Source organism: Streptomyces sp. NPDC002888 (assembly GCF_042888465.1).
Taxonomy (GTDB): Bacteria; Actinomycetota; Actinomycetes; order Streptomycetales; family Streptomycetaceae; genus Streptomyces.
The window spans coordinates 109,136-133,229 of the sequence record NZ_JBIAPU010000031.1; the positions used below are offsets into that span (position 1 = coordinate 109,136).

Below are 24,094 nucleotides of genomic sequence, written 5' to 3' on the forward strand. Positions count from 1 at the left end.
TGTCCTGAAGCGCCTCCGGCGACTGCGGAGGGAGCCGTGTCACGCGTCCCGCAGGTCCGCGACATACGGCTGGTGGGACAGCAGCCCCCCGTCCACGCGCAGAGTGTGCCCGGTGATGAAGGCCGACTCGTCGGAGGCGAGGAAGACGACCGCCGACGCGACGTCCTCCGGCCGCCCCAGGCGTGGTGTGAGGTGATGGCGCAGCATCGCCTCCCGGATCGCCCCGTGCGCCGAGCCGGAACTCGCGGGCGTGACGATGAACCCCGGGGCGATGGCGTTGCAGCGCACGCCCTGCTTGCCGTACTGGGTGGCGACGTACTGCGTGAGGTTGATGAGGGCGGCCTTGGATGCGCCGTACGCCGGGTTGCGCAGGTCGCCCGCGAGGCCGGCTCCGGACGAGGTGTTGATGACGGAGCCGCCGCCGCGGGCGATCATGTGCGGGACGGCGGCCTGGATGGCGACCATGGGCCCGCGGAGGTTGATCCGCATCGTGTCGTCCCAGACCGCCGGGTCGGCCTCCACGACGGCGAGGTCCTGGCGGGCTGCCAGATGGGTGGCCGCCGCGTTGTTGTGCAGGACGTCGAGCCCGCCGTACGTCTCGACCGCCGCGGCCACCATGGCCCGTACGGAGTCGACGTCGCCCAGGTCGACACCGACCGCCGTCGCGGAGCCTCCGGTGGCGCGGATCTCCTCCGTCACCGCCTTGGCTCCGTCGACGTTCAGGTCGGCAACGACCGTGTGCGCGCCCTCGGCCGCCAGGCGGCGGGCGGTGGCGGCGCCGATGCCCGACGCCGCGCCGGTCACGATCGCGATCTTGTCATCGAGTCGTCCCATGGCCTGACTCCCCTTCCCGGTCGGTGAGTTCGCTGCCGACGATGGACACGAACGAGACGCATTCGCCGGGCCCGCCGCCGAGGTTGTGCGTCAGGGCGAGCGAGCGGCCCTCGGCCACGGACCTCACCGTCCGCTCCGGCGGTGCCTCGCCCCGCAGTTGGAGCCAGGCCTCGAACATCATGCGCAGGCCGGAGGCTCCGATGGGGTGGCCGAAGGCCTTGAGGCCGCCGTCGGGGTTGACCGGCAGTGAGCCGTCCAGATCGAAGGCGCCGCTGGTCACGTCCTTCCAGGCCTGTCCGCGTTCGGCGAAGCCGAGGTCCTCCATCAGCACCAGCTCCGTGGGCGTGAAGCAGTCGTGGACCTCGGCGAGCGCGAGTTCGGCGCGCGGGTCGGTGACGCCCGCCTGCCGGTAGGCCTCCTGGGCGGAGGCGACGACCTCGGGGAAGGTGGTGAAGTCGTACTCCGGGTCGAGGAGCCCGTCCGCCGGGCCGGCGACGAAGGACAGCGCCTTCACGAAGATCGGCCGGTCGGTGTACCTGTAGGCGTCCTCGGCCCGGACGACGATCGCGGCGGCCGAACCGTCCGAGACGCCCGAGCAGTCGAACACGCCGAGCATGCCCGCTACGGTCGGCGCCGAGCGGATGCGTTCCAGCGGAACCTCCTTGCGGAACTGGGCGCGGGGGTTGCGGGCTCCGTTGACGTGGTTCTTCCAGGCGATGCGGGTGATGACGTCCTTCATCTCCTCATCGGCGAGGCCGTACTTGGCGGCGTACGCCGGGGCGAGGAGGGAGAAGTTCGCCGGAGCGGTGATTTCGCCGCGACTGTCGTCGCCGGCGCCCGGGATGGCGGTGCCGGACAGCCCGGACATGCCGGAGTCCTTGAGCTTCTCGACGCCGACGGCCATCGCCACGTCGTACGCGCCCGACGCCACCGCGTAACAGGCGTTGCGGAGCGCCTCGGAGCCGGTCGCGCACATGTTCTCGACGCGGGTGACCGGCTTGTGGGGCAGGCGCAGCGCCCGGCTCAGGGTCAGCCCGGACACGCCGGACGCCTGGGTGCCGAACCAGAACGCGTCGATGTCGTCGAGCGTGACGCCGGCCGAGGCCACCGCCTCACCGACGGCGTCGACGAGCAGGTCGTCCGCCGAGCGGGTCCAGTGTTCGCCGAAGGGCGTGCAGCCCATGCCGACGATGGCGACCCGGTCCCGGATTCCGTGCGAGCTCATCCGCGTGTCTCCTCGGTCTCGCCCGCGCGCACCGGCCGGGCCTTCCAGAAGTAGTTGTGGACGCCGGCGGCGGTGACGGTTCGCCGGAACGTCATCTCCACCCGGGCGCCGATGACGGCGTCGGCCTCGGTCGCGTCGGTCAGCTGGCAGCGGAACCGGCCGCCGCCGTCGTAGTCGACGACCACGACGAGCATCGGCGGACTGGGGGTGTGGGCCAGCCGGTCGACGGTGAACGTGGCGACCGTGCCGCGCACGTGCTCCATCGGCTCGTCGGTCATGGTGTCCACGCTCCGGCAGGACACGCACACCCGGTCGGGCGGCAGATGCCGGGTGCCGCACTTCTCGCAGCGGGAGGCGACGAAGCCGTACTTCCAGCCCGCGCGGCGGTGTGCGGGCGGGGCGTAGGGCGGCTCGGGGTCCGGGCGGCGGGGTGGTTCGCGGTCGAGGAGGCCGCGCCAGGAGAGGTAGGTGGCGTACGGCATCGGCGCACTGCCCGCGGCGATCTGCGCGGCGACCGGGCGGGCGCTGCGGTGTGCGGGGAGCGCGTCGGCGGTGCGCAGCAGGAGGACTCCGGCGCCGTCGCCGAGTACGACGAGCGCGACGGTCTCGCCCGGCCCGGCGCGATCGAGGACGTCGGCGAGGAGGAGACCGGGCTGGGCGGTGCCGGCGTTGCCGATCGCCGCGGTGAGGTCCGGGGTCACCGCCTCGGGACGTACACCCGCCGTACGCCGGACCGACGCGCACGCGCGCGCGTGCAGGCCGGAGACGACGAGGTGGTCGATCGCCTCGCGGCCAAGGCCCGCCTGGGTGAGGGCACCGCTCAGCGCCTTGTCGGCGAGGGACACGTAGATCTCCTCGGCGAAGCGCTCCTCCCAGACGCGGGAAGCGGGCGCGCCCGGCAGCCGCCAGCGGTCGAGGATCTCGTCGCTCACGGTGTCGTGGGCGAGCAGCTCCGCGAGGACGGGGGCTCCGTTGCGGTGGCCGCCGAAGACGAACGCCGCCGCGCCGTCGCCGCCCGCGACCTCGTCGGCGCCGCCGGGCAGGCCGGTGCGCAGGTCGGAGAGGACCGTCAGGGTGGGCACGGGCGAGCGGGCGGCGGTGACCAGCGCGCCGAGGCCGGAGCGGACGGAGCCGGCCATGTCGACGGCGAGCACGTGCTCGTCCAGGCCGAGCGCGGCGTGGACGGCGGTCGCGTTCGTCTTGTCGAGGTAGGCGGGCGCGGCGGTGGCGAGGAAGAGCTGGCCGATGCGGGGGCGCAGGCCGTCGCGGGCCAGGGCGCCACGGGCCGCCTCGACGGCCATGGACGTGGTGTCCTCGTCGTAGCCCGCCACCGCGCGGGTGCCGCGTCCCGCCGGCGTCCCGAGCGTGGCGGCGACATCGGCACGGGCGAGGCGGTGGTACGGCACGTAGGCGCCGTACGCGATCAGTCCGGCCATCAGCGTCCTCCCTTGGCGTTGGTTGTGTCCTTCGGCCGTTCGAAGACCGCGGCAAGGCCCTGGCCGCCGCCGAGGCACATGGTCTCCAGGCCGTAGCGGGCCCGGCGGCGGTCGAGTTCGCGCAGCAGGGTGGCGAGGATGCGGCCACCGGTGGCACCGACCGGGTGGCCCAGCGAGATACCGGAGCCGTTGACGTTGAACCGCTCGAAGTCGGTTTCGGTCAGGCCCCATTCGCGGGTGCAGGCCAGAACCTGGGCGGCGAAGGCCTCGTTGAGTTCGATCAGGTCGATGTCGGCGAGCTTCAGCCCGGCCCGCTCCAGGGCCCTGGCCGTGGCGGGAACGGGGCCGATGCCCATCGTCTTCGGCGGGACGCCCACGACGGCCCACGAGACCAGGCGGCCCAGCGGGCGCAGGCCCAGTTCGGCGGCGCGCTCGGGGTGGGTCACGACGCAGAGCGCGGCGCCGTCGTTCTGACCGCTGGCGTTGCCCGCCGTGACGGTCGCCTCCGGGTCCTGGCGCCCGAGCACGGGCCGCAGCTTCGCGAGCTTTTCCAACGTCGAGTCGGGGCGCGGATGTTCGTCGGAGTCGACGACGGTCTCACCCTTGCGGGTTCGCACCGTCACGGGCACGATCTCGTCGGCGAACCGGCCCTCCCGCTGGGCCGCGACCGCCTTCTCGTGCGAGCGCAGGGCGAGCCGGTCCTGTTCCTCGCGGGGGATGGCGTACTCGCGGCGCAGGTTCTCGGCGGTCTCCAGCATGCCGCCGGGGACGGGGTGGTTCACGCCCCCGGAGGTGATCCGGCCGCGGGCCAGCCGGTCGTGCAGGGTGGTGCCCGCGCCACGTACGCCCCAGCGGACGTCGGTGGTGTAGAACTCGGCCTGGCTCATGGACTCGACGCCGCCGGCCAGCACGAGGTCGCTCGCGCCGGTCTGCACCTGCATCGCCGCGGTGATGATCGCCTGGAGTCCGGAGCCGCAGCGGCGGTCGATCTGCAGTCCCGGCACCTCCACCGGCAGACCGGCGTCCAGAGCGGCCACACGGCCGATGGCGGGGGCCTCGCCGTTGGGGTAGCACTGGCCGAGCAGGACGTCGTCCACGGCGGCGGGCGGTATGCCGGTGCGTTCCAGCACGGCGCGTACCACCGTGGCGGCGAGCTCGGCCGCCGTCACGTCGCGGAAGACGCCGCCGTAGCCGCCGACGGGAGTACGCACGGGTTCGCAGATCACCGCGTCCCGAAGGAGTGCGGGCATCGATCACGCCTTTCTCGAGTCGTCACATGTACCGGCCGCCGGTCACCTCGACCACGGCTCCGGTGACGTAGCTCGCCATGTCGGAGGCGAGGAAGAGGACGACCTGGGCGACCTCGGCGGGTTCGCCCGCGCGGCCCAGGGGGATCTCGGCGAGCTTCGCGTCCCAGGCGGCCGCGGGCATCGCCTCTGTCATGGCGGTGCGGATCAGGCCGGGCTGTACGGCGTTGACGCGGATCCCCGCCTTCGCGAGCTCCTTGGCGGAGGCTTTGGTCAGGCCGACGAGTCCGGCCTTGGCGGCGCTGTAGTTCGTCTGGCCGAAGTTGCCGACCTTGCCGGCGATGGAGGAGATGTTGACGATGCTGCCGCCCCGACCGTGCGCGCGCATCGCCTCGGCGGCGTACCGCGTGCCGTTCCAGGCGCCGGTCAGGTGCACGTCGACGACGGCACGGAAGTCGGCGAGGGCCATCTTGCGCAGGGTCGCGTCCCGGGTGATCCCGGCGTTGTTGACCATGACGCCGACCGGCCCGAAGGTGTCGGCGCAGTGGGCGACGAGGGCGGCGACCTCGTCCTCGTCGGTGACGTCGCAGCGCAGCGAGGTGGCGGCCACGCCGTTCTCGGCCAGGCGCTCGGCGGCCTGTGCCGCGGCTTCCTCGTTGATGTCGCCGAGGACGACGGATGCGCCCTCGGCGCCGAGGACGCCGGCGATCTCGAAGCCGATGCCCTGTGCGCCGCCGGTGATCACCGCGTTCCGGCCGTCCAGCAGTCCCATGTCAGCCCGCCCCGAGTCGACGCCATCCCTCAACCATTCCTCTTAAATAGATAACCTATTATGCTGAAACTATCAACGGGTGACGGGTGGGCTCAGCCAGGAGGCAAGGGACATGGACATCAGCTATCCCCCGGAGACCGAGGCGTTCCGTACCGAGGTCGAGGACTTCCTCGCCCAGGCACTCCCGGCCGGCTGGAAGGGCATCGGCGCCCTCGGGGAGGAGGAGGCCTGGGCCTTCGCCCGCGACTGGCGCCGCCGGCTCGGCGAACGCGGCTTCCTCTCCCTGACCTGGCCCGAGCGGTACGGCGGCCGCGGCCTGTCCAAGCTCCACCAGGTCGTCCTGATGGAGGAACTCGCCCGGGCCGGTGTGCCGTTCGGGCTGCCGCAGGACACCTTCGGCGTGAAGATGCTGGCGAACACGCTGCTGCGCTGGGGCACGGAGGAGCAGAAGAGCCACTTCCTGCCGCGGATCCTCAGCGGCGAGGACACGTGGTGCCAGGGGTACTCGGAGCCGGACGCGGGCTCGGACCTGGCTTCGCTGAAGACCCGCGCCGTGACGGAGGGCGACGAGTGGGTGATCGACGGCCAGAAGGTGTGGACGTCCGGCGCCCACCACAGCGACTGGATCTTCGTCCTGGCCCGCACGAACCGGGACGCCTCCAAGCACCGCGGCATCTCCTTCCTCCTCGTCCCGCTCGACCAGCCCGGTGTCGAGGTGCGGCCGTTCCGCATGATGAGCGGGCAGATGCACTTCAACGAGGTCTTCTTCAACGGCGCCCGCACTCGCGCCGGTCTCGTCGTCGGCGGGGTCGACAACGGCTGGACGGTCGCCCAGAGCCTGTTGGGCGTGGAGCGGGGGGAGGAGGCGGCCACCAACCCGATCCTGTTCCGGGCCGAGGTGGAGCGCCTCGTCGAGCTGGCCCGCCAGTACGGCAAGGACCGGGATCCGGTCGTACGGCAGCGGATCGCCTGGTGCTGGTCCAAGGTCGAGATCATGCGCTACCTCGGCTACCGGATCCTCACCGGCTGGCTCAAGGGCGCCGAGCCCGGCCCCGAGACGTCGATCGCCAAGCTGTACTGGAGCGAATACCACGCCGAGGTCACCGACCTCGCGATGGACATCATGGGCCTGCACGGCCAGGTACCGGTGGGCCGCCCGCCCCTGCGGACCTACCGCACCGACGACCCCGGCGCCGCCAACTCCTCCGCGTCCTGGGCGACGACGTACCTGATCGCCCGCTCGGGAACGATCTACGCGGGGACGTCCCAGGTGCAGCGGAACATCCTCGCAGAGAAGGTGCTCGGGCTGCCGAGGGAGCCGAGGGCCGCGGCGGGTTAGGGCCTGCGCATCCCCGACCAGGCACGTCGAAGCCTCATGCCCGTTGGGCGCACGGCCCGGGTGGGTCTATCGTCGGATCGTGGGCCAAAGCGATGGAGGGCGGCCGGTAATGCCGCAGGACGAGGCCGTGATCGGCTGTACGGGGAAAGTGCTCGTCGGAACCCGCGGGTCCACGGGCCCCGGCGAGATCCTGGTGCGGGTCAGAGGCGGCTCCGAGACCTTTCTCGCCTGGTCGGAGGATCCACTGCCCACGGGGGCGACGGTGCTCGTGATCGAGTCGCGTGGATGTCGTGAGGTCGGCGTCATCGAGTGGGTGGATCCATTGGACGCGCTCGGCGATCCCGCCGAGCCGACTGAGGAGTAGAAAGAGAAATGTTCGGATACCGCGTTCCCGCTCCCGACGAGGCGATGTTGATCTCGGGGGGCCGGCGGGGACTGGGGGGCGCGCCGTTCCGAGTGGTGACGGGGCACGGCAAGTTCGTGGTCCCGTTCTTCCGCAAGACCCGTTTCCTCACGCTGTCGATGTGCGAGTCCGAGGTCACCGAGACCTGTGTGACCCGGCAGGGCATCGCGCTGCACGTTCGTGCCGTGATCGCGTTCAAGGTCGGCAACGACCACGAGAGCATCATCAACGCGGGCCAGCGTTTCCTCTCCGACCAGGACCAGATGTCGGTCCTGACCGGCCGGATCTTCGCCGGTCACCTGCGGGCCATCATCGGCTCGATGACCGTCGAGGAGATCGTCACCGAGCGGCAGAAGCTCGCCGCGGAGGTCCTGGACACCTCGAAGATGGAGATGGCGAAGATCGGCCTGATCGTCGACTCGCTGCAGATCCAGTCGATCGACGACGGCGACGCCGGCTACATCGACGCGATGTCGGCGCCGCACAAGGCGGCCATCCAGCGGCAGGCCCAGATCGCCCAGGCGCAGGCCACCCAGGCCTCGGTCGAGGCGGAGCAGGAAGCGGCCCGCAAGCAGGCCGAGTACTCCCGGCAGACCGCCATCGTCAAGGCCGAGTACTCCGCCGAGGTGGACCGCGCGCAGGCGCAGGCCGCCCAGGCCGGACCGCTGGCGCAGGCCCACGCCCAGCAGGAGGTGCTCGCCGCCCAGACCGAGCTGGCACAGCGCCAGGCCAAGCTGCGCCAGCAGCAGCTGGTGGCCGAGATCGTGAAGCCCGCCGAGGCCGAGGCCGAGCGGATCAGGGTGCTCGCCGCCGCCGACGCGCAGCGCATGAAGATCCAGGCGGAGGCGGCGGCCTCCTACGACCGGGTCGCGCTCGACCGGATGCTGATCGACCAGCTCCCGCAGATCGTGAAGGAGGCCGCGGGCGGTCTCGCCGGCGCCAACGTCAACGTCCTCAACGGCGCGGACGGCCTCGGCGAGATCGCCGCGGGCCTGGTGTCCCAGGGCCTGACCATCCTCGACTCGGTCCGGCAGAACCTGAACGGCCCGGACTCCTCCGACGGCCGCCGCCCCGAGGAGGGCAACCCCAACGGCCTGATCCAGCTGCACTCGGGCAAGGACAAGAAGGCCGACAACGGCTCGGTGGACCTGGACTAGCTAGGACCTGTCCGGCCGATCAAGTCGCAGGAAAGCGGCGGCGCCAGATCAGTGCCGGTGAGCGGGGTGTGGTGCGTGCAGCTGCAAGGCGGAGGAGGGAGTCGACGCGGAGCGTCGGCGACCGACGACAACGCGGCGGATGTGCGTGCCACACCCCTCGTCTGCGGCATGATCGGCCGGGCAGGTCCTAATCGGCGCTCTCGAAGGTCCTGAGCTCGGGCACCGGACGTGGGCCGGTCCCCGGGCGCCAGCCCGCGTCGAGTTTTCGCAGGCCCACGCCGTCCGGTGCCCAGATGTGGCAGCTGTTCAGCACTCCGGCGGTGCCTCGCGGGTTGTGGGTCGGATCGCCGCCGACCCGACGCGACGCTCCCGCCGAGATGGCGGCCTGTACGACCGCGGGACCAAGAACACGGGCCAGCTCGTACAGGTGCGTACAGCCGGACACCCCGCGGAACCGCCCCTGGAGGGCCCGGTTGTATCCGGCGGCGACGCTCATCCCGACCAGGCCCTCGAAGACCGGGGCGATCAGCGGGCACTCGGCGTGCGGAAAGGTCGCCATGTCCGCCTCGGCGGCCACGACGACCATGTCGGCCAGACGGATCCGTACCGCGAGCCCCATCCGGTGCACCACCCCTCCCGGCGCCTCCTCCCAAGGCCGTTCGTCGCGCAGTTCGGCCTCCACCGAGATCTCGTCGCCGGGCTCCTCGTAGGCGGAGACGGTGATCGTACGGCGGTGCAGCGGGAGTTCGGGGCGGGTCACGACGTGGCCTCCTCGAGCGTGGACGTGGCCTCGCCCAGACCCGCGAACTCCGGCTGCCGGCGCTCGATGAAGCTGAGCACGCCCTCGCGGTAGTCCGGGGCCCGTTTCGCGGTGGCCAGGAGGGCGGCCGCGCGGTCGCTGCTCTCGGTGAAGGTCCGGGCCTGGTCGTCGGCGAGCTGCCGTTTGATGAGGGACATCGCGTACGGGCTGGCCGACCGGGCCAGTTCCCGCGCGTAGGCGAGCGCCGTCGGCAGGAGTTCCTCAGGCTCGGCCAGCCGGTTGACCAGGCCCATCGCCAGGGCCTCCGTGCCGGTGATCCGGCGCGAGGACAGCAGCAGATCACTCGCGTTGCCGTAGCCGATCAGCCGCGGCAGGATCCAGGACACACCGTCCTCGGCGACCAGCCCGCGCGCGCTGAAGGCGGCGGCGAACCTGGCGTGCGGCACGGCGAACCGGACGTCGCACATCAGCGCCTGGTTGAACCCGATGCCGGCACAGGCGCCGTTGACGGCCGCCACCACCGGCTTGGGGAAGGACATGGGCCGGGTGCGCGGTGGCAGCTGGTCGGTGGGCCACGGGCGGGCGCCGGACGACGCCGCGTCCAGCACGCTCATGTCCATCCCGGGGCAGAAGCTGCGCCCGGCGCCGGTGAGCACCACGGCCCGTACCCGTGGATCCGCCTCGGCCCGGTCGAACAGCTCGTTGTAGAGCAGCTCCATCTCCAACGTCCAGGCGTTGTGCCGCTCGGGCCTGTTGAGGGTGAGGAGCATGACCCCGTCGTCGGTGAGCTCGGTGAGGATCACCGGGGTCGGGTTCTCGGTCATCGAGGTCACTCCCACACTCCCACGGGCCGCCCGTCGGTTTATAGCTAGATGAATCATCTATATACCAGAGGCGGCCCGGGCGCCAGACCGGATACCGCAAAGGCAAGATCAGCCACCCCTTGACCTGGTACCCTCGATGCACTAAGACGATTCATTTTGCTATATGAGGTATGAGGAGAGCCCACCGTGGCCGAGGCAGCCCGCGCAGCAGAAACGGCGACCGTGCCCGCCCCCTCCCGCAACCGCGTCGGACGTCAGGTCCGGGTCCCGAAGACCGCCGAGCTGGTCGCCGCGCACCTGCGCCGCCAGATCGTACGGGGTGAGCTGAAGCCCGGCGACGCACTGCCGCCGGAGTCGGGCCTCATGGAACAGTTCGGCATCTCCCGGCCGACCCTGCGCGAGGCGTTCCGGGTCCTGGAGTCGGAGTCCCTCATCACGGTGCGCCGCGGTGCCCACGGCGGCGCCCGGGTGAGCGCTCCCGACGCGGAGGTCGCCGCCCGCTTCGCCGGCCTGATCCTCGAGTACCGCGGCGCCACCCTCGGCGACATCTACCGCGCCGCGGCCGTCATCGAGCCGCCCTGCGCCCGCCAGCTCGCCGCCAAGCACACGGCGGACGACATCAAGCGGCTGCGCGACGCGGTGGCGGCCGAGAAGTCCGTCCTGGACGACCCGCTCGCCCTCGTCGACGCGCAGGACGCCTTCCACGCCCTCCTGGTCGAGCTCACCGGCAACCAGACGCTGATCCTGCTGTGCGGCATGCTGCGCAACATCATCGACCGGGCCAACGCCTCCTACACCGCGGCCGCCACCGACGCCGAGACCCAGAAGGCACAGGCCCTCAAGGGACACCGGGCGCACGTGCGACTGGTCGGCCTGATCGAGTCCGGCAAGGCCGACGAGGCCGAGAAGCTGTGGCAGCGGCACATCTCCAGCGCCGACGACGTCGTGAACGCGGCCGGCCCCAAGACGGTGCTCGAGCTCATCGACTGAGCGACGTCAGGAACCGCCGCCCAGCCTTCCCGCCCTCACCCCTTGCCTCCTTCAAACAGTTAGATAATTATAGGAGGCGTACTGAATAGCTCTGGGGTCCGGAGGCGACGGCCATGGCCGAACAGCGCAAGCGCATCTTCGACTGCGACCAGCACATGTACGAGGAGCGGGACTCCTTCACCCGCTACCTCCCGAAGGAGTTCCTCGGGCAGGCGGTGGCCCCGGTCACCCTGGCGGACGGCCGCGAGGTCATCCTCGCCGGGGACCGGATCGTCGTCTGTCTCGAGCCGGAGTTCGGGCAGGTCTACCGGCCCGGCTCGCTCAAGGAGATGCTCAAGGCGATGGCCTCGGGCAATCCCGAGGAGACGTACCAGTTCGAGCCGATGCACGAGGCGTACCAGAACCGCGAGGCACGCCTGCGGATCATGGACGAGCAGGGCCTGGACCAGACGATCATGTACCCGGGCGGCTGGGCACTGGTCGCCGAGGAGTATGTGCAGGGCGTCGAGCCGCTCTACGCCAACTACCACTCGTTCAACCGCTACATGAACGAGGTCTGGGGCTTCAACCACCAGGACCGCATCTACTCCCCCGCCCTGCTGTCCCTGCGCGACCTGGACCACGCGGTGAAGGAGCTGGAGTACGTCCTGGAGCAGGGCGCGCGGTTCATCATGCTGCCCACCGGCCCGCAGTACGGCCGCTCCCCGGGCGACCCGTACTTCGACCCGTTCTGGAAGCTGCTCAACGAGGCCAAGGCCAGCGTCTGCTACCACATCAGCGAGTTCTACTACAACTCGAACGTCGCCCCCGCCTGGGGTCACGACCCGAACCCCATCCACTTCCGGATGTCCGCGTGGCAGTGGATGAACACCTACGGTCAGCGCCCGATCGAGGAGACACTCTCCGCGCTGATCTTCGACAACCTCTTCGGCCGCTTCCCCGACATCAACGTCCTGGTGTCCGAGTTCGGCGCCGAGTGGGTGCCGCACTTCGTGCGCCACATGGACAAGAGCCGGGGCATGGGCCGCAACGGCCCCTGGATCGGCGGCCAGTTGGACGAGCGTCCCAGCCAGGTCTTCCGCAAGCACGTGCGCGTGGTGCCCTACCCGGAGGACGACATCCCGAGCCTGGTCAAGCGCCTCGGATACCACGAGTCCATCGTGATGGGCTCCGACTTCCCGCACGCTGAGGGCATCGCCAACCCGGCCGACTACCGCAAGCTCCTCGCGGAACTCGACGAGTCGGTGCAGGACGACATCATGTACAACAACGCTCAGCAGCTGATCAGCCGCTGAGCGAAGGGGAGTTGGAGGGGCGGGCCCGATACGGGTCCGCCCCTCGGTCGGTCAGTCGGTGAGGTCGGCCGCCAGGTTCGCCAGGTTCGTCAGCAGCGCGGTGCCACGCCGGGAGTGGTCGTAGCCGGCGAGCGGATAGCCGTTGCTCAGGCAGGCGAAGGACAGGCCCGTCTCCGGGTCCATGAAACCCAGTTGGTAGGCGGCCCCGGCACTGCCGAAGAGCGCGGGCGATCCGGTGGACGGCAGGCCGCTGCCCGCGTCCGGCCCCGCCACCGTGACGAACAGCCCCATGCTGGTCCGCCGGCCGCCACCACCGCCGTAGATCTGCTCCCCGTACGGACGCTCCGTCAGCCGTACCCGGGTGCCCTCCGCCACGGCCTGCGGCTTCCACAGGCCCGAGTGCTCGAGGGCCTGGAAGAACAGGGCGACGTCGGCGGCGGTGGCGACCAGGGCGTGGCTGGGCTCCCCCGCCGCCAGGACGCGCGGGTCGGAGAGGTACCAGGGCCCCCAGGGGTCGGCCTCCTGGTCGTCGCTCGTGCGGTCGGTGGCGGTCATCGGGGCGACGGTGCCCGGCTGCCGCTCCACCGGGACGCCGAGCTCGATCGACGACAGGCCGAGTGGCCGGGCGATCCGCTCGTGCAGATATCCGGCGAAGGACAGCCCCGTGCGCCGCTCGACGATCTCCGCGACCAGCCAGGCGGCCGAGGTCAGGTGGAACTGGAAGCGGCTGCCCGGCGGGTAGTCGAGCCGCCAGCGGCCGAAGGCGGCGAGCCGCTGCTCGCGGTCGAGCATCTTCGGGTGGCCGAGCGGTGCGAAGGGGAAGCCGGCGGTGTGGGTGAGCACCTGCTCGACCGTCACCGCCTCCTTCCCGTTCGGCGCGAACTCCGGGATGATCGCTGCGACCTGCTCGCCCACATCCAGCAGACCCTCGCCGATCAGCTTCCACACCACGCCCGCGACGATCGAGCGGCCGACCGACTGCAGGACGTACCGGGTGCCGGGGTCGGCGTCGCCCCAGGTCTCGAAGGCCACGAGCCGGCCGCCCCGGGCCACCGCGACCTGCGCGGACGGCAGTGGTCCGTGCTCGACCTCCAGACGGATCCTGCGAAGCAGTACGTCCAGCCGGTGCGGGTCGACGCCGACGGCCTCCGGGCCGACGACCGTGTGGTCAAGCATCACATGACTCTCCCTGCTCTCCTTCGCGAGCGGTGGGCTCCCGCAGGCTGCGCCGTACGACTTTGCCGTTCGCGTTGCGCGGCAGTGTGTCCACGAACCGCCAGCGGACGGGGACCTTGAACCCGGACAGCCGAGCGCGGGTGTGACTCCTGAGCTCCGCCGGCTCCGGCGGGGCGTCGGGATCGGACGGTACGACGAAGGCGACGACGGTCTGGCCGAGCCGCTCGTCGGGGGCGCCGGTGACCGCCACGTCCGCCACGCCGGGGTGGGCGGCCAGGACCGTCTCCACCTCGAGCGGGTGGACGTTCTCGCCACCGCGGATGATCATGTCGGTGCGTCGGCCGAAGAGGTAGAGATAGCCGTCCTCCGCCGTCCGGCCCAGGTCGCCGCTGTGCAGCCATCCTGCGGCGTCGATCCGGAAGAGATGGTCGGCGCGGGCGTGAATCTCGCCGACGCCGTCCGGCCCGGCGTCGTGGACCCTGATCTCGACTCCGGGGGCGGGCCGCCCCACCGACCGCAGCAGCTCGGTGCGTCCCGCGACCGCCTCCCGGTGGTCCTCGGGGGTGAGCACGCTGATCGGCGAGCCCTCGGTCTGGCCGAACATGTTGAGCATGCGGACGCCGGGCATCGCCGCGTACGTCCGCCGCAGCGTGCCGGGCCGGACGGGCGCGCCGCCGTACTGGAGGACCCGGAGACGGTCGTGCCGTGCCTGGCCGGCCGCCAGCAGGCTCTCCAGCATTGCCGGGACCATGCTGGTGTGCGTGGTGCCGAGGTCCCGCAGCAGGGCCCAGCCCTCGACGGTGAAGCGGGGCAGGCCGGTGATCAGGGCGCCCGCGGCGAGGGCGACGGCGATGTTGCCGAGGCCCGCGATGTGGTGGAAGGGCGCGCTGCCGCCGTAGAAGCTGTCGGGGTCGAGCGCACACAGGTGCCCGTTGACGCGGGCACGGGCGGCCAGGCGTCGCTGGGTCATGGGGACGGGTTTGGGCAGGCCGGTCGTCCCGGAGGTGTGGAGGACGGCGGCGAGTTCGTCGGGCTCGGCGGCCAAGGCCCGTGCGCAGGGGCGCAGTTCGGGCACGATCTCGATCCGCCGGCCGGACAGCTCGGCTACCTGTCTGCCGAGGTCGGCGAACTCGGTGTGCGCCACGAGCACTTGGGCCTGTGTCTCCTTGACCACCGCGGCGATCTCGTACGGGGTCATGCGCACCCCGAGCGGCGCGAGCGGGTGGCCCGACCCGGCGCCGCCGATCACCAGGGCGAGCGCGTCGGCGCAGGTGGCGACCAGCGCGGGCACCGGGACGCCGGCGTCGAGGCCGAGGGTGTCGAGCCAATCGGCCGCGCCGCCGGCCCGGTCGAGGAGTTCGCGTCCGGTCCAGGACAGGTCACCGAACCGGACGGCGGGGCGGGCATGGTCGTAGGCGCGGCTCACCATGGCGGTCCAGGTGGCTGTCGGCCCGGCCTCCTGTGCGGCGCCCACGGCTCAGGGGTCCAGACGGGCCGTCGCGGTGCCGCCGACCACCTCGGCGCCGTCCTGGTTGAGGGTGCGCAGGGAGAAGTGGGCGACCGGGCCGGTCGGTGTGTCCTCGATCGACTCGACGGTGACCGTGGCGGTGAGGGTGTCGCCGGGCCAGACCTGGGCCTTGAAGCGCACGCCGTACCGCAGGAGCGACTCGGGGCCGACCCAGTCGGTGAGAACCCGGCCGGTCATGCCCATCGTCAGCATCCCGTGGGCGAAGACCCCGGGATATCCGGCGGCCTCGACGGCGAACCGCTCATCGGTGTGCAGCGGGTTGAAGTCGCCGGACGCGCCGGCGTACTGAACGATCCGGGTGCGCTTGAGGTCGTCGACGAGGACACACTCGCGCACCTCGCCGACCTTGATGTCGTCCTGGCTCAGACTCATCGGGCGTCCTTCGGGGTTGCCGGGCCGTCGGGGACGACGGCCACGGTGACGGCGCTGACGACCGGTTCGCCGTCGGCGTCCCGGTACTCGGTGATGCGCTCACTGAAGAGCAGACGGCCGCTGCGGCCCCGCTTCTCCCAGCTGCGGCCGGGGACGGTGTGCGCGTAGAGCGTCTCGCCGACGCGCACCGGGCGGTGGTACTCGAAGTGCTGCTCGGCGTGGAGCCCACCGCCGCCCTCGGCCATCACCCCGGGGTCGCGGCCGGACCCGAACCACTCCTCGTCCGGCTTGGGCCGCAGGTGGTACCCCGGGTCGAAGTGGGCGCTCGCCATGGTGAAGGTGGGCGGGGCGAGCGCGGTCTCGCCCCGGTAGGCCGGGTTCTCGTCGCCGATGGCGCGGGCGAACAGCATGATGTGCCCGGCCTCGACGGGGAACGGTTGCCCTGTCATCGTCGTGCTCCTCGTTCGATACAGCGGGTCAGTACGGCAGGAACGCGTCGCGGGTGGCCTCGTCCGGGTCGAAGCCCGGCGGCAGCCCCTCGAACTTGGGCTCCCGCTTCTCCATGAAGCTCGCCACGCCCTCCCGGAAGTCGGGCGAGCCCGCGAAGAACTCCATGGCGGAGTAGGAGCGGGCCAGGGCGTCGGTGAAGGTGCGGTCGAGGTCGCCGTACACCTGGTGGCGTACGACGGCCATGGCGCGTGGGGAGCAGTTGCGGGCGATGTCCCGGGCGTAGGCGCGGGCGGCGGCCGGCAGGTCCTCCGGCTCGACGACCCGGCTGACGAGGCCGAGGTCCTTGGCCTCGTCGGCGTCGAAGACGCGGCCCGACAGCAGCAGGTCGAGTGCGTTCTCCAGGCCGACAACGCGTGGCAGGACGTACGGCAGGTTGTACTCGCCGGCGAGGCCGCGGCGGGTGAAGGCGGTGGTGAAGCGGGCTCCGCGGGCGGCGAAGCGGATGTCGCAGATCAGCGCCTGGACCAGGCCGATGCCCGCGCAGGCGCCGTTGACGGCGGCGATCATCGGCTTCGGCAGGTTCCGCCTGCTGTACATCGGGACGCGGGCCTGGAGGTCGAGGGACTGCCCCGGCTGCGCGTTCTGCTCCAGGCGCTGGACGTCCATCCCGGGGCAGAAGGCCTTGCCCGAGCCGGTGACGATCACGACACGGACGGCCGGATCGTGCGCGGCCTCGTCGAGGAGCGCGAAGAAGCGGCGCTCCATGGGGATGCTCCAGGCGTTCCTGCGTTCGGGCCGGTTGAGGGTGACGGTGGCGACGCCGTCCTCGTCGACGTCGTACAGCACCAGGTCGTCCTGGGCGGGTTCCTCGCTCATCGCGTCACTCCTCCGTCACAGCTTCGATGGGGTCGCCGACGCCCGGCCGTTCCCCGGAGATGGTCACCACGACCTGCCCCCGGGCGCAGACGCGGCCGCCGGCCATCACGTCGACATCGGCGAAGTGCACTCTGTGGCCCCGTCGCACACAGCGGGCGTGGGCGACGGCCTCCTGTCCCCGGGCGGGCGCCAGGTACTGCACCGACATCGACACGGTGCTGAGCCGGCTGCCCTTGGTGAAGTCGTGCCCGGCGATCACGGCGCCGGCGCCCGCGGTGTCGATGAGGGCCGAGATCACCCCGCCGTGGAAGACGCCTTCGTGCGCGGAGAGGGCCTCGGTGTAGGGGAGCACGATCTCGACGCCGTCGGGTTCCCAACGCCGTACGCGTATCCCGCACCGGCGGTTGAAGGCGACTCCGCGTTCCCAGCGGGCGCGGAACCAGGCTCGGCGTTCCCGCTGCTCCTGGTCGGTGAGGGTCCTCGCCGCGACGGTCATCAGCACGCCCTCCGGTCTCGACCTGTCGGCCGAGCTATACAGCTACATGATTCTTCTGGATGGACCAACTCTAGACCCCAGAGCGAGGTTCTTGAAGTATATTTATCTAACTCATTCAGAAGAAGGGGGCCTCTCGATGCCGTCGACCGCCCTGGCCGGTATCCGCGTCCTCGATCTGTCCCGCATCCTCGCGGCGCCGCTGGCCACTCAGCTACTGGCCGACCTCGGAGCCGAGGTGATCAAGGTGGAGCGGCCCGGGACGGGTGACGACTCACGGACCTACGGCCCGCCGTTCGCCGACGGCCCCGATGGCGCGCGGACCGACACCGCCGCCTTCTACCTCTCCTGCAACCGCAACAAGCGCTCGGTCACCGTCAACCACGCCACCGCCGCCGGCCAGGAGTTGATCCGTACGCTCGCCTCGCGGTCGGACGTGCTGGTCGAGAACTTCCGGGCGGGGACGCTGGCGAAGTACGGGCTCGACCACGAGAGCCTGCGGGAGCTCAACCCGCGGCTGGTCTACCTCTCGGTGACGGGCTTCGGCCAGACCGGACCGTACGCGCGGCGCCCCGGCTACGACGGCATCTTCCAGGCCATGTCCGGGATGATGAGCGTCTCCGGACACCCCGAGGAGCCGATGAAGGTCGGCGTCAGCATGGTCGACATCCTCACCGGGCTCTACGCCTCCACGGCCGTGCTCGCGGCCCTGCGGCACCGGGACGCCACCGGTGAGGGCCAGTTCATCGACCTGTCCCTGCTGGACTGCGGCCTGGCCTCGCTGTCGCACTTCGCGATGAACTACCTCGTCTCCGGGGAGGTGCCGGTGCGGCGCGGCAACGGCGGGTACGGCGGGATCCCCTCCCAGGCCTTCATGTGCAAGGACGAGCCGCTCTTTCTCGTCGCGGGCAACGACAAGCAGTTCGCCGCGTTCTGCGCGGCGGCCGACCGCACCGACCTGCTCCAGGATCCCCGGTTCGCCACGACCTCCGCCCGGATCAGCCACCGCGAGGAGATCCTGCCGGTGCTGGAGGCGATCCTGCGCACCCGGGCCCGGGACGAGTGGCTGGCCGTACTCGACGAACACGACGTCCCGGCAGGCCCGTTCAACGAGATGCCCGAGGTCTTCGACGACCCGCAGATCCAGCACCGGGGGATGCTGGTCGAGGTCGAGGACCCGGTGTCGGGGCGGCTGCCCCTGCTCGCCAATCCGATCCGGTTCACGGCGACACCGGTGGAGGGGTACGCGCCGCCACCTGCCCTGGGTGAGCACACCGCCGAAGTACTGAGCAGGCTGGCCGGCGTGACGCCAGATCAGCTTTCACAGCTTCGGGGGCTGGGCGTGGTGTGAGGTGGGTGGGGGTGCGCGGGGGGGAGGTTCTTCGCCCCCACGCACCCTGCTCCAGTGCCTCGGCAGGCAGCGTTTGCCCGTCAAGGAGCGGCGTCGTGGGGGTCCCTCCCGCTCGAGCGAAGCCGAGAGTGGGGGAGCGTGCTCTCGGTGTGCCGGCCGGAAGTCCTCGTACTGGATGTACTTGGGCTTTCGGCCGGTGCGGCGAGAGTGCGTGCCGGGCGTCGCGACGGGGCGAACGTTGCCTGTTGGGGCACTAGATTGCCGGACTACCGAACCAATGGCCGACGGCCCGCTCGAACGCTTCACGGTCGGGGTCGCGATCACCTGCCCAGGCGACTGTGCCGTCGGGTCGGACCAGCACGGCCCCTAATCCGAGGTCGTTTCGCGCCGGCCCGGCCACATACCGGATCCGGCTCTCCCACCTCGTCGCCGGACCGTGCAGGCGCCGATCGCTGCTGAAATCGAGCGCGACGCCTCGTCCGTCCTGCGTCAGGTCGCCGAGGCGAGTGCCGTCCTCAAGACGAAAGTCCGGGGCGCTGCGGCCGACCAACGGGTGCTCGCTGCCGAGGTCGTAGCGGTTGGACGATCCCGATATCTTCTCGAACACGTAGGTCGTTCCGTCACGGGTCCCGATCAGGTCGCGTATCACTCCTTGGATCGCCCGGGCCTGCGGGCCCGGCCTCATGGTCGCCACCTGGGCGCGCGACCAGTCGAGCACCCCCGCACCGATCGGATGGCGCTCGCGGGTGTAGGTGTCGAGAAGCCCGTCCGGCGCGTGCCCGCGCACGGTCGCCGCGAGCTTCCATCCCAGGTTCATGGCGTCACCGATGCCGAGGTTGAGTCCCTGCCCGCCAAGGGGGGAGTGGATGTGCGCGGCGTCGCCCGCGAGCAGGACGCGTCCCTGCCGGTAGGTCGTCGTCTGCATCGCCCGATCGGTGAAGCTCGAGGCGAGATGGACGTCGCTCAGCGTCACGTCGGTGCCGGATACACGGCGCAGCAGCGCCTGGAGATGGCCGCGAGTCGGCAGCTGCGAGCGGTCGAACGCGCCGCCGTCGAACTCCATCACGCCGATGTGCCCGTTCATGTGCGTTTGGAGGTACGTGCCCGTCGGCGTCAGGTTGAACCCAGGGCGCAGCTTCTCGGGATCGGCGATGGTGGCGTGCATGGTGTAGCCGGTGAACTGGGGCTCGGTGCCGACGAAGTCGAAGCCTGCGAGCCGACGCACCGTGCTGCGTCCGCCATCGCAGCCGACGAGCCAGCGCGCCGTGTACTCGTACGCGCCGGCTTGCGCGACCAGCTCTCATCGTCCTGCGCGATGGCTGAGACCGTGGCACCACGCCTGACCTCTACGCCGAGCTTGGATGCCTGGTCGTACAGCACCGCCTCGACCGCTTCGAGGTTTGTCATCACGCCCTCCAGTGCCGGGCCGGGAAGCCGGAACGGCAGGGCGGCGACGTCGACCTTGGCCGGATCGAGCATCATGCCGGCGAAGTGGCCCACGCCACGAGGGGGCGACGGATCGTCCGCGTCGGGGTTCGGGCCGGGATCGTCGTCGACGCCCGACGCCGTCAGCAGCGGGTACAGCATCCCGCGGCGGTAGAACGCCTCGACCGACGCGGCGGACAGGCCCCGCATCCCGAGCGGGTACGCCTTCCACGGGGAGCGGAGCTCCGGCTCCCGCTCGAGCACCAGGACAGTGCAGCCCGCGAGGCCGAGCTCGCAGGCAAGGAACAGACCAACCGGGCCGGCGCCGACGATCACTACGTCATGCATGAGACATGCCTTCCGCGGAACCCGTGAACGCGGTGATCAGGCCGTGGGGTGCGTCGTCGCCGAAGAGGAGCTCGTAAATCCGGGTGCCTTCGGCGACGGCTTCGGTGCCGCGGGGGAACATGGCCTGCTCGTACTCGGCGAGGGCGGCTTCGACGTCGTCGGGGTGGGCGGCGATGGCTTTGCCGAGGTCGGCGCCGTCGAGCATGGCCAGGTTGGCGCCTTCGCCGTTCGGGGCCGAGAGGTGGGCGGCGTCGCCGAGCAGGGTCACCCCCGGCGCCCGATCCCACCGGTGCCCGATCGACAGGGCGTAGAGGGGGCGCAGAACCGGTGCGGTGTCACTGTCGGTGATCAGCGCGGTGAGCTCCGGTGCCCAGCCGTCGAACTCCCTGACGATCCGCGCGGTGGCCGCGGCGGCATCGGTGAAATCGATGGCGGCGAACCAGTCCTGCGGCTCGGTGAGCACCACGTAGGTGTGGAGGGTGGCGCCGCTCTCGCGGTGAGCCTGGATCCCCTTGCCCGGCGCGAGCGCGAACAGCGCCCCACCGCCGACCGCTTTCGCGGTGGCGGGGTGCCGGGTGTCGCTGTCGAACAGGTAGGTCTCGATGACCGACCTGCCGACGTACTCGGGTGTGGCGTCAAAGAGCAGCAGCCGGACTCGTGACCACGCGCCGTCCGCGCCGACCAGCAGGCTGGTGACGACGGTGGTGCCGTCGGCGAAGGTCACCTCGTGGCGTCCTTCGCCGAGGGCACGCACGCCGCTGACCTTGTGGCCCCACCGGACGGTGCCGACAGGTAGTGAGTCGAGCAGGATCTGTCGCAGCTCGCCGCGCAGCACTTCGGGGCGTCCGCCCGTGCCGTCGTCGGCTTTGTCGAACAGGACGGTCCCGTCCGGGTCGAGGATCCGCATCGCCTGACGGCCCTCCAGGACGAGGCGGCGGAACTCGTCCATCAGGCCCGCCGCACGCAGAGCCGGTTGACCGTTGTAGTCGTGGATGTCGAGCATCCCGCCCTGCGCGCGCGCCGTCGGTGAGGCCTCCGCCTCGTAGACCGTGGCCGGGATGCCGTGGACGTGGAGGACGCGGGCGAGGGTCAGTCCTCCGAGGCCGGCGCCGATGATCGTGACGTGAGTGGTCATGGTGATTCCTTGCCTGTCGCACGCCTGCCGGATGGGCACCCGGCAGGATCTCTGGACAGGTTCCAGACCCACGCCGACAAGCCGCCGACACCGGACCGACAGCCCCCGACATATGACCGACACCGCGGCTCCACCGCCCGATCCCTCCGGGCCACGGCGCCGATCAGCCAGGAGAGGATCAGCGCACGATCTGACGCGGATGTTCAGAAACCGGCACTCAGCATCCGCCCGCCCTCCAGCATCAGCGTCGCACCCGTCAGGTATGCCATGTCGTCGCCGACCAGCGCGGCCACCGCCCGGCCGATGTCCGTCTCCGGGTCGCCCATCCGCCCCAGCGGAATGCCGGCCAGTACGTGTTCGGCCTTCTCCGGATGGGCGGCGAAGTACGCCTCCGCCGCCGGACTCAGCGCGGCCGGGCAGACGACGTTCACACGGATCCCGTAGGCCCCCCACTCCCGCGCCGCGACCCGCGTCAGCCCCCGGATGGCCTCCTTGGCCATCGCGTACGCCCCGAAGCTCACCTCGCCCTGCACCGCGGCCGACGAACCGAGGTTGACGATGCAGCCTCGGCTGGCCTTCAGGTGCGGCAGGGCGGACTGCATGGCGTGGAAGGTCGCCAATGGGCCACTGCGGTAGGTGAGTTCGACGTCGGCGTACGACGTCTCCTCCAGCCGGCGCTGGACCGAGCTCTGCGCGTTGTTGACGAGCGCGTCGAGGCCGCCGAACTCCCGTACCGTCTCGGCCACCATGCGGTCGACGTCGCCGCGCTCGCCCACATCACCGACCACGATGTGCGCCCTGCCGCCGCGCTCGACGATCTCCCCCGCCGTGTCCTTCAGCGTGCCCTCGGTCCGGCCGGTGATCGCGACGGCCGCTCCCTCGGCTGCCAGCGCGAGCGCGATACCGCGCCCCACGCCTTGCCCTCCGCCGGTGACCAGCGCCGTCTTCCCGGACAACCGTCCCATCACGTCTCCTTCCAGAAGGCCGCCCAGGAGGGAAAAGCATCCGGCAGCGCCGGTTCGCCGGCACCCTCCCAGCCGCTGAATCCCACCCCTTGCGGGCGCTCGGTCACATCGACCGCGTACCAGTGCTGCTCACGGCGCCGGGAGAAGTACCACTCGCCGTCCACGCGCGCGTACTCATCGAGATAGCGGATGGCCATGACGATCCACCGCTCCCCCACCTCGTGCTCGGCACGGCAGTAGACGGATCCGGTGGCCGTGTCGCGGCCGGTGAACTCGATCCGATGGCCGCAGATCTGGTGGACCGACCGGTGGAAGCCACGGACGAGGGGGTCGATGTACGCGCGCAGCGTCTCGCGGCCGGGGCCGAGGCGTCCCATGTCCACGTCGGGCCGGAAACAGCCCACCCACGCGTCGAGGTCACGGGCGTCGACGGCCAGCGCGTACCGCACCGGCAACTGCTGGATGGCCAGGTGCGACTCAACACGGTCGAGCCGTTCTTCGATCGACGTCACGGCCGGGGCTCCTTCGGCAGGCCGAGGAGTTGCTCCCCGATGATGTTGCGCTGGATCTCGCTGGACCCGCCGTAGATGGTCTCCGCGAGCGAGAGCAGGAAGGAGCGCTGCCGGGTGTCCAGGCCGTAGTCCTCGCCGACGATCTGTCCGGCCGGCCCGGCCAACTCCATTGCCAGATGGCCGAGTTGCTGATGGCGCGTCGAGGCGTACAGCTTGGCCGTGGTGGCCTGTGCCCCCGGTGTACGGCCTGCGGTCAGTTCGGCGAGGGTACGGAGGTTGGTGGTGCGCATGATGCGTACGGAGATCCAGGCGTCCACGATCCGGCGGCGCAGCATCGGATCGTCGAGGGCGCCCCTGTCCCGTGCCAGGTGGATCAGCGCATCCGCCTCCCGCTCGAAGGTGAGCTGCTGGGGCAGCAGTGTGGTGCCGCGTTCGATGCCCAGCGTGGCCATCGCCGTGCGCCAGCCCTCGCCGACCTCTCCGACGACCATGTCCGCGCCGGTGCGCGCGTCGGAGAGGAAGACCTCGGCGAACTCGTCCTGCCCGGCCAGGTTGCGGATGGGGCGGATGTCCACGCCCGGCTGGTCGGTGGGCAGGAGCAGCATGGTCAGGCCCTTGTGCCGCTGGGAGTCCGGGTCGGTGCGGGTGAGGAGGTAGAGCCAGTCGGCGTGCATGCCGAAGGAGGTCCACACCTTCTGCCCGTTGACCACCCACTCGTCGCCGTCGCGTTCCGCCCGCGTTCGCACGGACGCCAGGTCGGAGCCGGCTCCCGGTTCGCTGAAGCCCTGGCCCCACAGTTCCTCGACGGCGAGGATCGGGGGCAGGAAGCGTTTCTTGTGCGTCTCGTCGCCCATCTTGAGGAGCATCGGGCCGAGCAGGTCGAGGGCGTTGACCGTGGCCCGGTAGGGAGCGTTTGCGCGGGCGTACTCGTACTCGAAGACGATCTCCTCGAGGAGGCCGAGTCCGCGTCCGCCGTACTCGCGCGGCCAGCCGACGCCCAGCCAGTCACCGGCCGACAGTTCGCGGTCCCAGGCGAGTCGGACCTCCCAGGCCGCGCCGTCGGTGGGGCCGCCCACGCCCCGGTGCTCGGCGAACTCCCCCACGAGGTGGTCGGCGAGCCAGTCCCGCAGTTCGTCGCGGAAGACGCGTACGGCGGGCCCGAAGTCCAGCTCCATGCCAGC

General features: G+C 71.0%; 23 protein-coding genes and 1 pseudogene. 6 read left to right on the forward strand and 18 right to left on the reverse strand.

The window, feature by feature from the left end; genetic code table 11:
• Positions 1–39 precede the first annotated feature (39 nt).
• From ACFYWX_RS37890 to fabG, 5 genes are read right to left on the reverse strand one after another with little or no spacing between them, the layout of a single operon-like run.
• On the reverse strand, positions 40–834 hold the full coding sequence (locus ACFYWX_RS37890) for an SDR family NAD(P)-dependent oxidoreductase (RefSeq protein ID WP_389429451.1): 795 nt from the start codon (positions 832–834) through the stop codon (positions 40–42).
• Positions 818–2,059 carry an acetyl-CoA acetyltransferase gene (locus tag ACFYWX_RS37895; protein ID WP_389429453.1) on the reverse strand — a complete coding sequence of 414 codons (1,242 nt, stop codon included), beginning with the start codon at positions 2,057–2,059 and terminating at the stop codon, positions 818–820. The genes ACFYWX_RS37890 and ACFYWX_RS37895 overlap by 17 nt, the downstream gene beginning before the upstream one ends.
• Positions 2,056–3,495, reverse strand: a complete 1,440-nt coding sequence (locus tag ACFYWX_RS37900; protein ID WP_389429455.1) for an OB-fold domain-containing protein — start codon at positions 3,493–3,495, stop codon at positions 2,056–2,058. The genes ACFYWX_RS37895 and ACFYWX_RS37900 overlap by 4 nt, the downstream gene beginning before the upstream one ends.
• The gene (locus tag ACFYWX_RS37905) at positions 3,495–4,745 is read right to left on the reverse strand and encodes an acetyl-CoA C-acetyltransferase (RefSeq protein ID WP_389429456.1); all 1,251 of its coding nucleotides are present in this window, start codon (positions 4,743–4,745) and stop codon (positions 3,495–3,497) included. The genes ACFYWX_RS37900 and ACFYWX_RS37905 overlap by 1 nt, the downstream gene beginning before the upstream one ends.
• Positions 4,746–4,767: 22 nt before the next feature.
• Positions 4,768–5,514 (reverse strand): 3-oxoacyl-ACP reductase FabG, encoded by a 747-nt coding sequence (fabG, locus tag ACFYWX_RS37910; protein ID WP_389429457.1) that lies wholly within the window; start codon positions 5,512–5,514, stop codon positions 4,768–4,770.
• A gap of 112 nt (positions 5,515–5,626) precedes the next feature.
• Between fabG and ACFYWX_RS37915 the strand changes: the two genes are divergently transcribed.
• The 3 genes from ACFYWX_RS37915 to ACFYWX_RS37925 all read left to right on the forward strand — a co-directional run bounded on the left by ACFYWX_RS37915 (position 5,627) and on the right by ACFYWX_RS37925 (position 8,413).
• Positions 5,627–6,853: an acyl-CoA dehydrogenase family protein gene (locus ACFYWX_RS37915; protein ID WP_389429459.1), complete on the forward strand. Its 1,227-nt coding sequence runs from the start codon at positions 5,627–5,629 to the stop codon at positions 6,851–6,853.
• Between the two features lie 109 nt (positions 6,854–6,962).
• The gene (locus ACFYWX_RS37920; protein ID WP_389429460.1) at positions 6,963–7,217 is read left to right on the forward strand and encodes a hypothetical protein; all 255 of its coding nucleotides are present in this window, start codon (positions 6,963–6,965) and stop codon (positions 7,215–7,217) included.
• Between the two features lie 8 nt (positions 7,218–7,225).
• The gene (locus ACFYWX_RS37925; protein ID WP_389429462.1) at positions 7,226–8,413 is read left to right on the forward strand and encodes an SPFH domain-containing protein; all 1,188 of its coding nucleotides are present in this window, start codon (positions 7,226–7,228) and stop codon (positions 8,411–8,413) included.
• A 187-nt stretch (positions 8,414–8,600) separates the two neighbouring features.
• On the opposite strand, the gene ACFYWX_RS37930 is transcribed toward ACFYWX_RS37925, so the two are convergent.
• Positions 8,601–9,173 (reverse strand): DUF2889 domain-containing protein, encoded by a 573-nt coding sequence (locus ACFYWX_RS37930; protein WP_389429463.1) that lies wholly within the window; start codon positions 9,171–9,173, stop codon positions 8,601–8,603.
• The gene (locus tag ACFYWX_RS37935) at positions 9,170–9,997 is read right to left on the reverse strand and encodes an enoyl-CoA hydratase-related protein (protein WP_389429465.1); all 828 of its coding nucleotides are present in this window, start codon (positions 9,995–9,997) and stop codon (positions 9,170–9,172) included. Before ACFYWX_RS37935 ends, ACFYWX_RS37930 begins: the two co-directional genes overlap by 4 nt.
• Positions 9,998–10,183: 186 nt before the next feature.
• On the opposite strand from ACFYWX_RS37935, the gene ACFYWX_RS37940 reads away from it, so the two are divergent.
• Both ACFYWX_RS37940 and ACFYWX_RS37945 read left to right on the forward strand, forming a co-directional pair.
• Positions 10,184–10,987 (forward strand): FadR/GntR family transcriptional regulator, encoded by an 804-nt coding sequence (locus ACFYWX_RS37940; protein ID WP_389429466.1) that lies wholly within the window; start codon positions 10,184–10,186, stop codon positions 10,985–10,987.
• Between the two features lie 113 nt (positions 10,988–11,100).
• A complete protein-coding gene (locus ACFYWX_RS37945; protein WP_389429467.1) occupies positions 11,101–12,282 on the forward strand; it encodes an amidohydrolase family protein in 1,182 nt (393 codons plus the stop codon).
• A gap of 51 nt (positions 12,283–12,333) precedes the next feature.
• On the opposite strand, the gene ACFYWX_RS37950 is transcribed toward ACFYWX_RS37945, so the two are convergent.
• From ACFYWX_RS37950 to ACFYWX_RS37975, 6 genes are read right to left on the reverse strand one after another with little or no spacing between them, the layout of a single operon-like run.
• Positions 12,334–13,458 carry a serine hydrolase domain-containing protein gene (locus ACFYWX_RS37950; protein ID WP_389429468.1) on the reverse strand — a complete coding sequence of 375 codons (1,125 nt, stop codon included), beginning with the start codon at positions 13,456–13,458 and terminating at the stop codon, positions 12,334–12,336.
• Positions 13,451–14,932, reverse strand: coding sequence for a class I adenylate-forming enzyme family protein (locus tag ACFYWX_RS37955; protein ID WP_389429470.1), 1,482 nt, complete (start codon positions 14,930–14,932; stop codon positions 13,451–13,453). The genes ACFYWX_RS37950 and ACFYWX_RS37955 overlap by 8 nt, the downstream gene beginning before the upstream one ends.
• Positions 14,933–14,935: 3 nt before the next feature.
• Positions 14,936–15,358 carry a MaoC family dehydratase gene (locus ACFYWX_RS37960; protein ID WP_389429472.1) on the reverse strand — a complete coding sequence of 141 codons (423 nt, stop codon included), beginning with the start codon at positions 15,356–15,358 and terminating at the stop codon, positions 14,936–14,938.
• Positions 15,355–15,807 carry a MaoC family dehydratase N-terminal domain-containing protein gene (locus ACFYWX_RS37965; RefSeq protein WP_389429474.1) on the reverse strand — a complete coding sequence of 151 codons (453 nt, stop codon included), beginning with the start codon at positions 15,805–15,807 and terminating at the stop codon, positions 15,355–15,357. The genes ACFYWX_RS37960 and ACFYWX_RS37965 overlap by 4 nt, the downstream gene beginning before the upstream one ends.
• A 28-nt stretch (positions 15,808–15,835) precedes the next feature.
• Complete coding sequence (locus tag ACFYWX_RS37970; RefSeq protein WP_389429475.1) at positions 15,836–16,684, reverse strand: enoyl-CoA hydratase-related protein; 849 nt, start codon at positions 16,682–16,684, stop codon at positions 15,836–15,838.
• 4 nt (positions 16,685–16,688) lie between these two features.
• Positions 16,689–17,180: a PaaI family thioesterase gene (locus ACFYWX_RS37975; protein ID WP_389429476.1), complete on the reverse strand. Its 492-nt coding sequence runs from the start codon at positions 17,178–17,180 to the stop codon at positions 16,689–16,691.
• Positions 17,181–17,316: 136 nt separating this feature from the next.
• Between ACFYWX_RS37975 and ACFYWX_RS37980 the strand changes: the two genes are divergently transcribed.
• Complete coding sequence (locus ACFYWX_RS37980) at positions 17,317–18,528, forward strand: CaiB/BaiF CoA transferase family protein (RefSeq protein WP_389429477.1); 1,212 nt, start codon at positions 17,317–17,319, stop codon at positions 18,526–18,528.
• A gap of 253 nt (positions 18,529–18,781) precedes the next feature.
• Here ACFYWX_RS37980 and ACFYWX_RS37985 read toward each other — a convergent pair.
• The 5 genes and pseudogenes from ACFYWX_RS37985 to ACFYWX_RS38005 form a co-directional block, all read right to left on the reverse strand.
• Positions 18,782–20,301, reverse strand: a pseudogene (locus ACFYWX_RS37985) (FAD-dependent monooxygenase).
• The gene (locus tag ACFYWX_RS37990) at positions 20,294–21,436 is read right to left on the reverse strand and encodes an FAD-dependent oxidoreductase (protein ID WP_389429478.1); all 1,143 of its coding nucleotides are present in this window, start codon (positions 21,434–21,436) and stop codon (positions 20,294–20,296) included. Before ACFYWX_RS37990 ends, ACFYWX_RS37985 begins: the two are co-directional and overlap by 8 nt.
• Before the next feature lie 203 nt (positions 21,437–21,639).
• Positions 21,640–22,401: an SDR family NAD(P)-dependent oxidoreductase gene (locus tag ACFYWX_RS37995; protein ID WP_389429479.1), complete on the reverse strand. Its 762-nt coding sequence runs from the start codon at positions 22,399–22,401 to the stop codon at positions 21,640–21,642.
• Entirely contained in the window at positions 22,401–22,913 is a 513-nt protein-coding gene (locus tag ACFYWX_RS38000; protein ID WP_389429480.1) for a nuclear transport factor 2 family protein, read from the reverse strand. The genes ACFYWX_RS37995 and ACFYWX_RS38000 overlap by 1 nt, the downstream gene beginning before the upstream one ends.
• Entirely contained in the window at positions 22,910–24,088 is a 1,179-nt protein-coding gene (locus tag ACFYWX_RS38005; RefSeq protein WP_389429482.1) for an acyl-CoA dehydrogenase family protein, read from the reverse strand. The genes ACFYWX_RS38000 and ACFYWX_RS38005 overlap by 4 nt, the downstream gene beginning before the upstream one ends.
• Positions 24,089–24,094 lie beyond the last annotated feature (6 nt).

What these genes read in the sequence shown, in the direction of transcription:
- ACFYWX_RS37890 (WP_389429451.1), bottom strand. Translation starts at nt 834, where the DNA reads ATGGGACGACTCGATGACAAGATCGCGATCGTGACCGGCGCGGCGTCG.
- ACFYWX_RS37895 (WP_389429453.1), bottom strand. Translation starts at nt 2,059, where the DNA reads ATGAGCTCGCACGGAATCCGGGACCGGGTCGCCATCGTCGGCATGGGC.
- ACFYWX_RS37900 (WP_389429455.1), bottom strand. Translation starts at nt 3,495, where the DNA reads ATGGCCGGACTGATCGCGTACGGCGCCTACGTGCCGTACCACCGCCTC.
- ACFYWX_RS37905 (WP_389429456.1), bottom strand. Translation starts at nt 4,745, where the DNA reads ATGCCCGCACTCCTTCGGGACGCGGTGATCTGCGAACCCGTGCGTACT.
- fabG (WP_389429457.1), bottom strand. Translation starts at nt 5,514, where the DNA reads ATGGGACTGCTGGACGGCCGGAACGCGGTGATCACCGGCGGCGCACAG.
- ACFYWX_RS37915 (WP_389429459.1), top strand. Translation starts at nt 5,627, where the DNA reads ATGGACATCAGCTATCCCCCGGAGACCGAGGCGTTCCGTACCGAGGTC.
- ACFYWX_RS37920 (WP_389429460.1), top strand. Translation starts at nt 6,963, where the DNA reads ATGCCGCAGGACGAGGCCGTGATCGGCTGTACGGGGAAAGTGCTCGTC.
- ACFYWX_RS37925 (WP_389429462.1), top strand. Translation starts at nt 7,226, where the DNA reads ATGTTCGGATACCGCGTTCCCGCTCCCGACGAGGCGATGTTGATCTCG.
- ACFYWX_RS37935 (WP_389429465.1), bottom strand. Translation starts at nt 9,997, where the DNA reads ATGACCGAGAACCCGACCCCGGTGATCCTCACCGAGCTCACCGACGAC.
- ACFYWX_RS37945 (WP_389429467.1), top strand. Translation starts at nt 11,101, where the DNA reads ATGGCCGAACAGCGCAAGCGCATCTTCGACTGCGACCAGCACATGTAC.
- ACFYWX_RS37950 (WP_389429468.1), bottom strand. Translation starts at nt 13,458, where the DNA reads ATGCTTGACCACACGGTCGTCGGCCCGGAGGCCGTCGGCGTCGACCCG.
- ACFYWX_RS37960 (WP_389429472.1), bottom strand. Translation starts at nt 15,358, where the DNA reads ATGAGTCTGAGCCAGGACGACATCAAGGTCGGCGAGGTGCGCGAGTGT.
- ACFYWX_RS37965 (WP_389429474.1), bottom strand. Translation starts at nt 15,807, where the DNA reads ATGACAGGGCAACCGTTCCCCGTCGAGGCCGGGCACATCATGCTGTTC.
- ACFYWX_RS37970 (WP_389429475.1), bottom strand. Translation starts at nt 16,684, where the DNA reads ATGAGCGAGGAACCCGCCCAGGACGACCTGGTGCTGTACGACGTCGAC.
- ACFYWX_RS37975 (WP_389429476.1), bottom strand. Translation starts at nt 17,180, where the DNA reads ATGACCGTCGCGGCGAGGACCCTCACCGACCAGGAGCAGCGGGAACGC.
- ACFYWX_RS37980 (WP_389429477.1), top strand. Translation starts at nt 17,317, where the DNA reads ATGCCGTCGACCGCCCTGGCCGGTATCCGCGTCCTCGATCTGTCCCGC.
- ACFYWX_RS37990 (WP_389429478.1), bottom strand. Translation starts at nt 21,436, where the DNA reads ATGACCACTCACGTCACGATCATCGGCGCCGGCCTCGGAGGACTGACC.
- ACFYWX_RS37995 (WP_389429479.1), bottom strand. Translation starts at nt 22,401, where the DNA reads ATGGGACGGTTGTCCGGGAAGACGGCGCTGGTCACCGGCGGAGGGCAA.
- ACFYWX_RS38005 (WP_389429482.1), bottom strand. Translation starts at nt 24,088, where the DNA reads ATGGAGCTGGACTTCGGGCCCGCCGTACGCGTCTTCCGCGACGAACTG.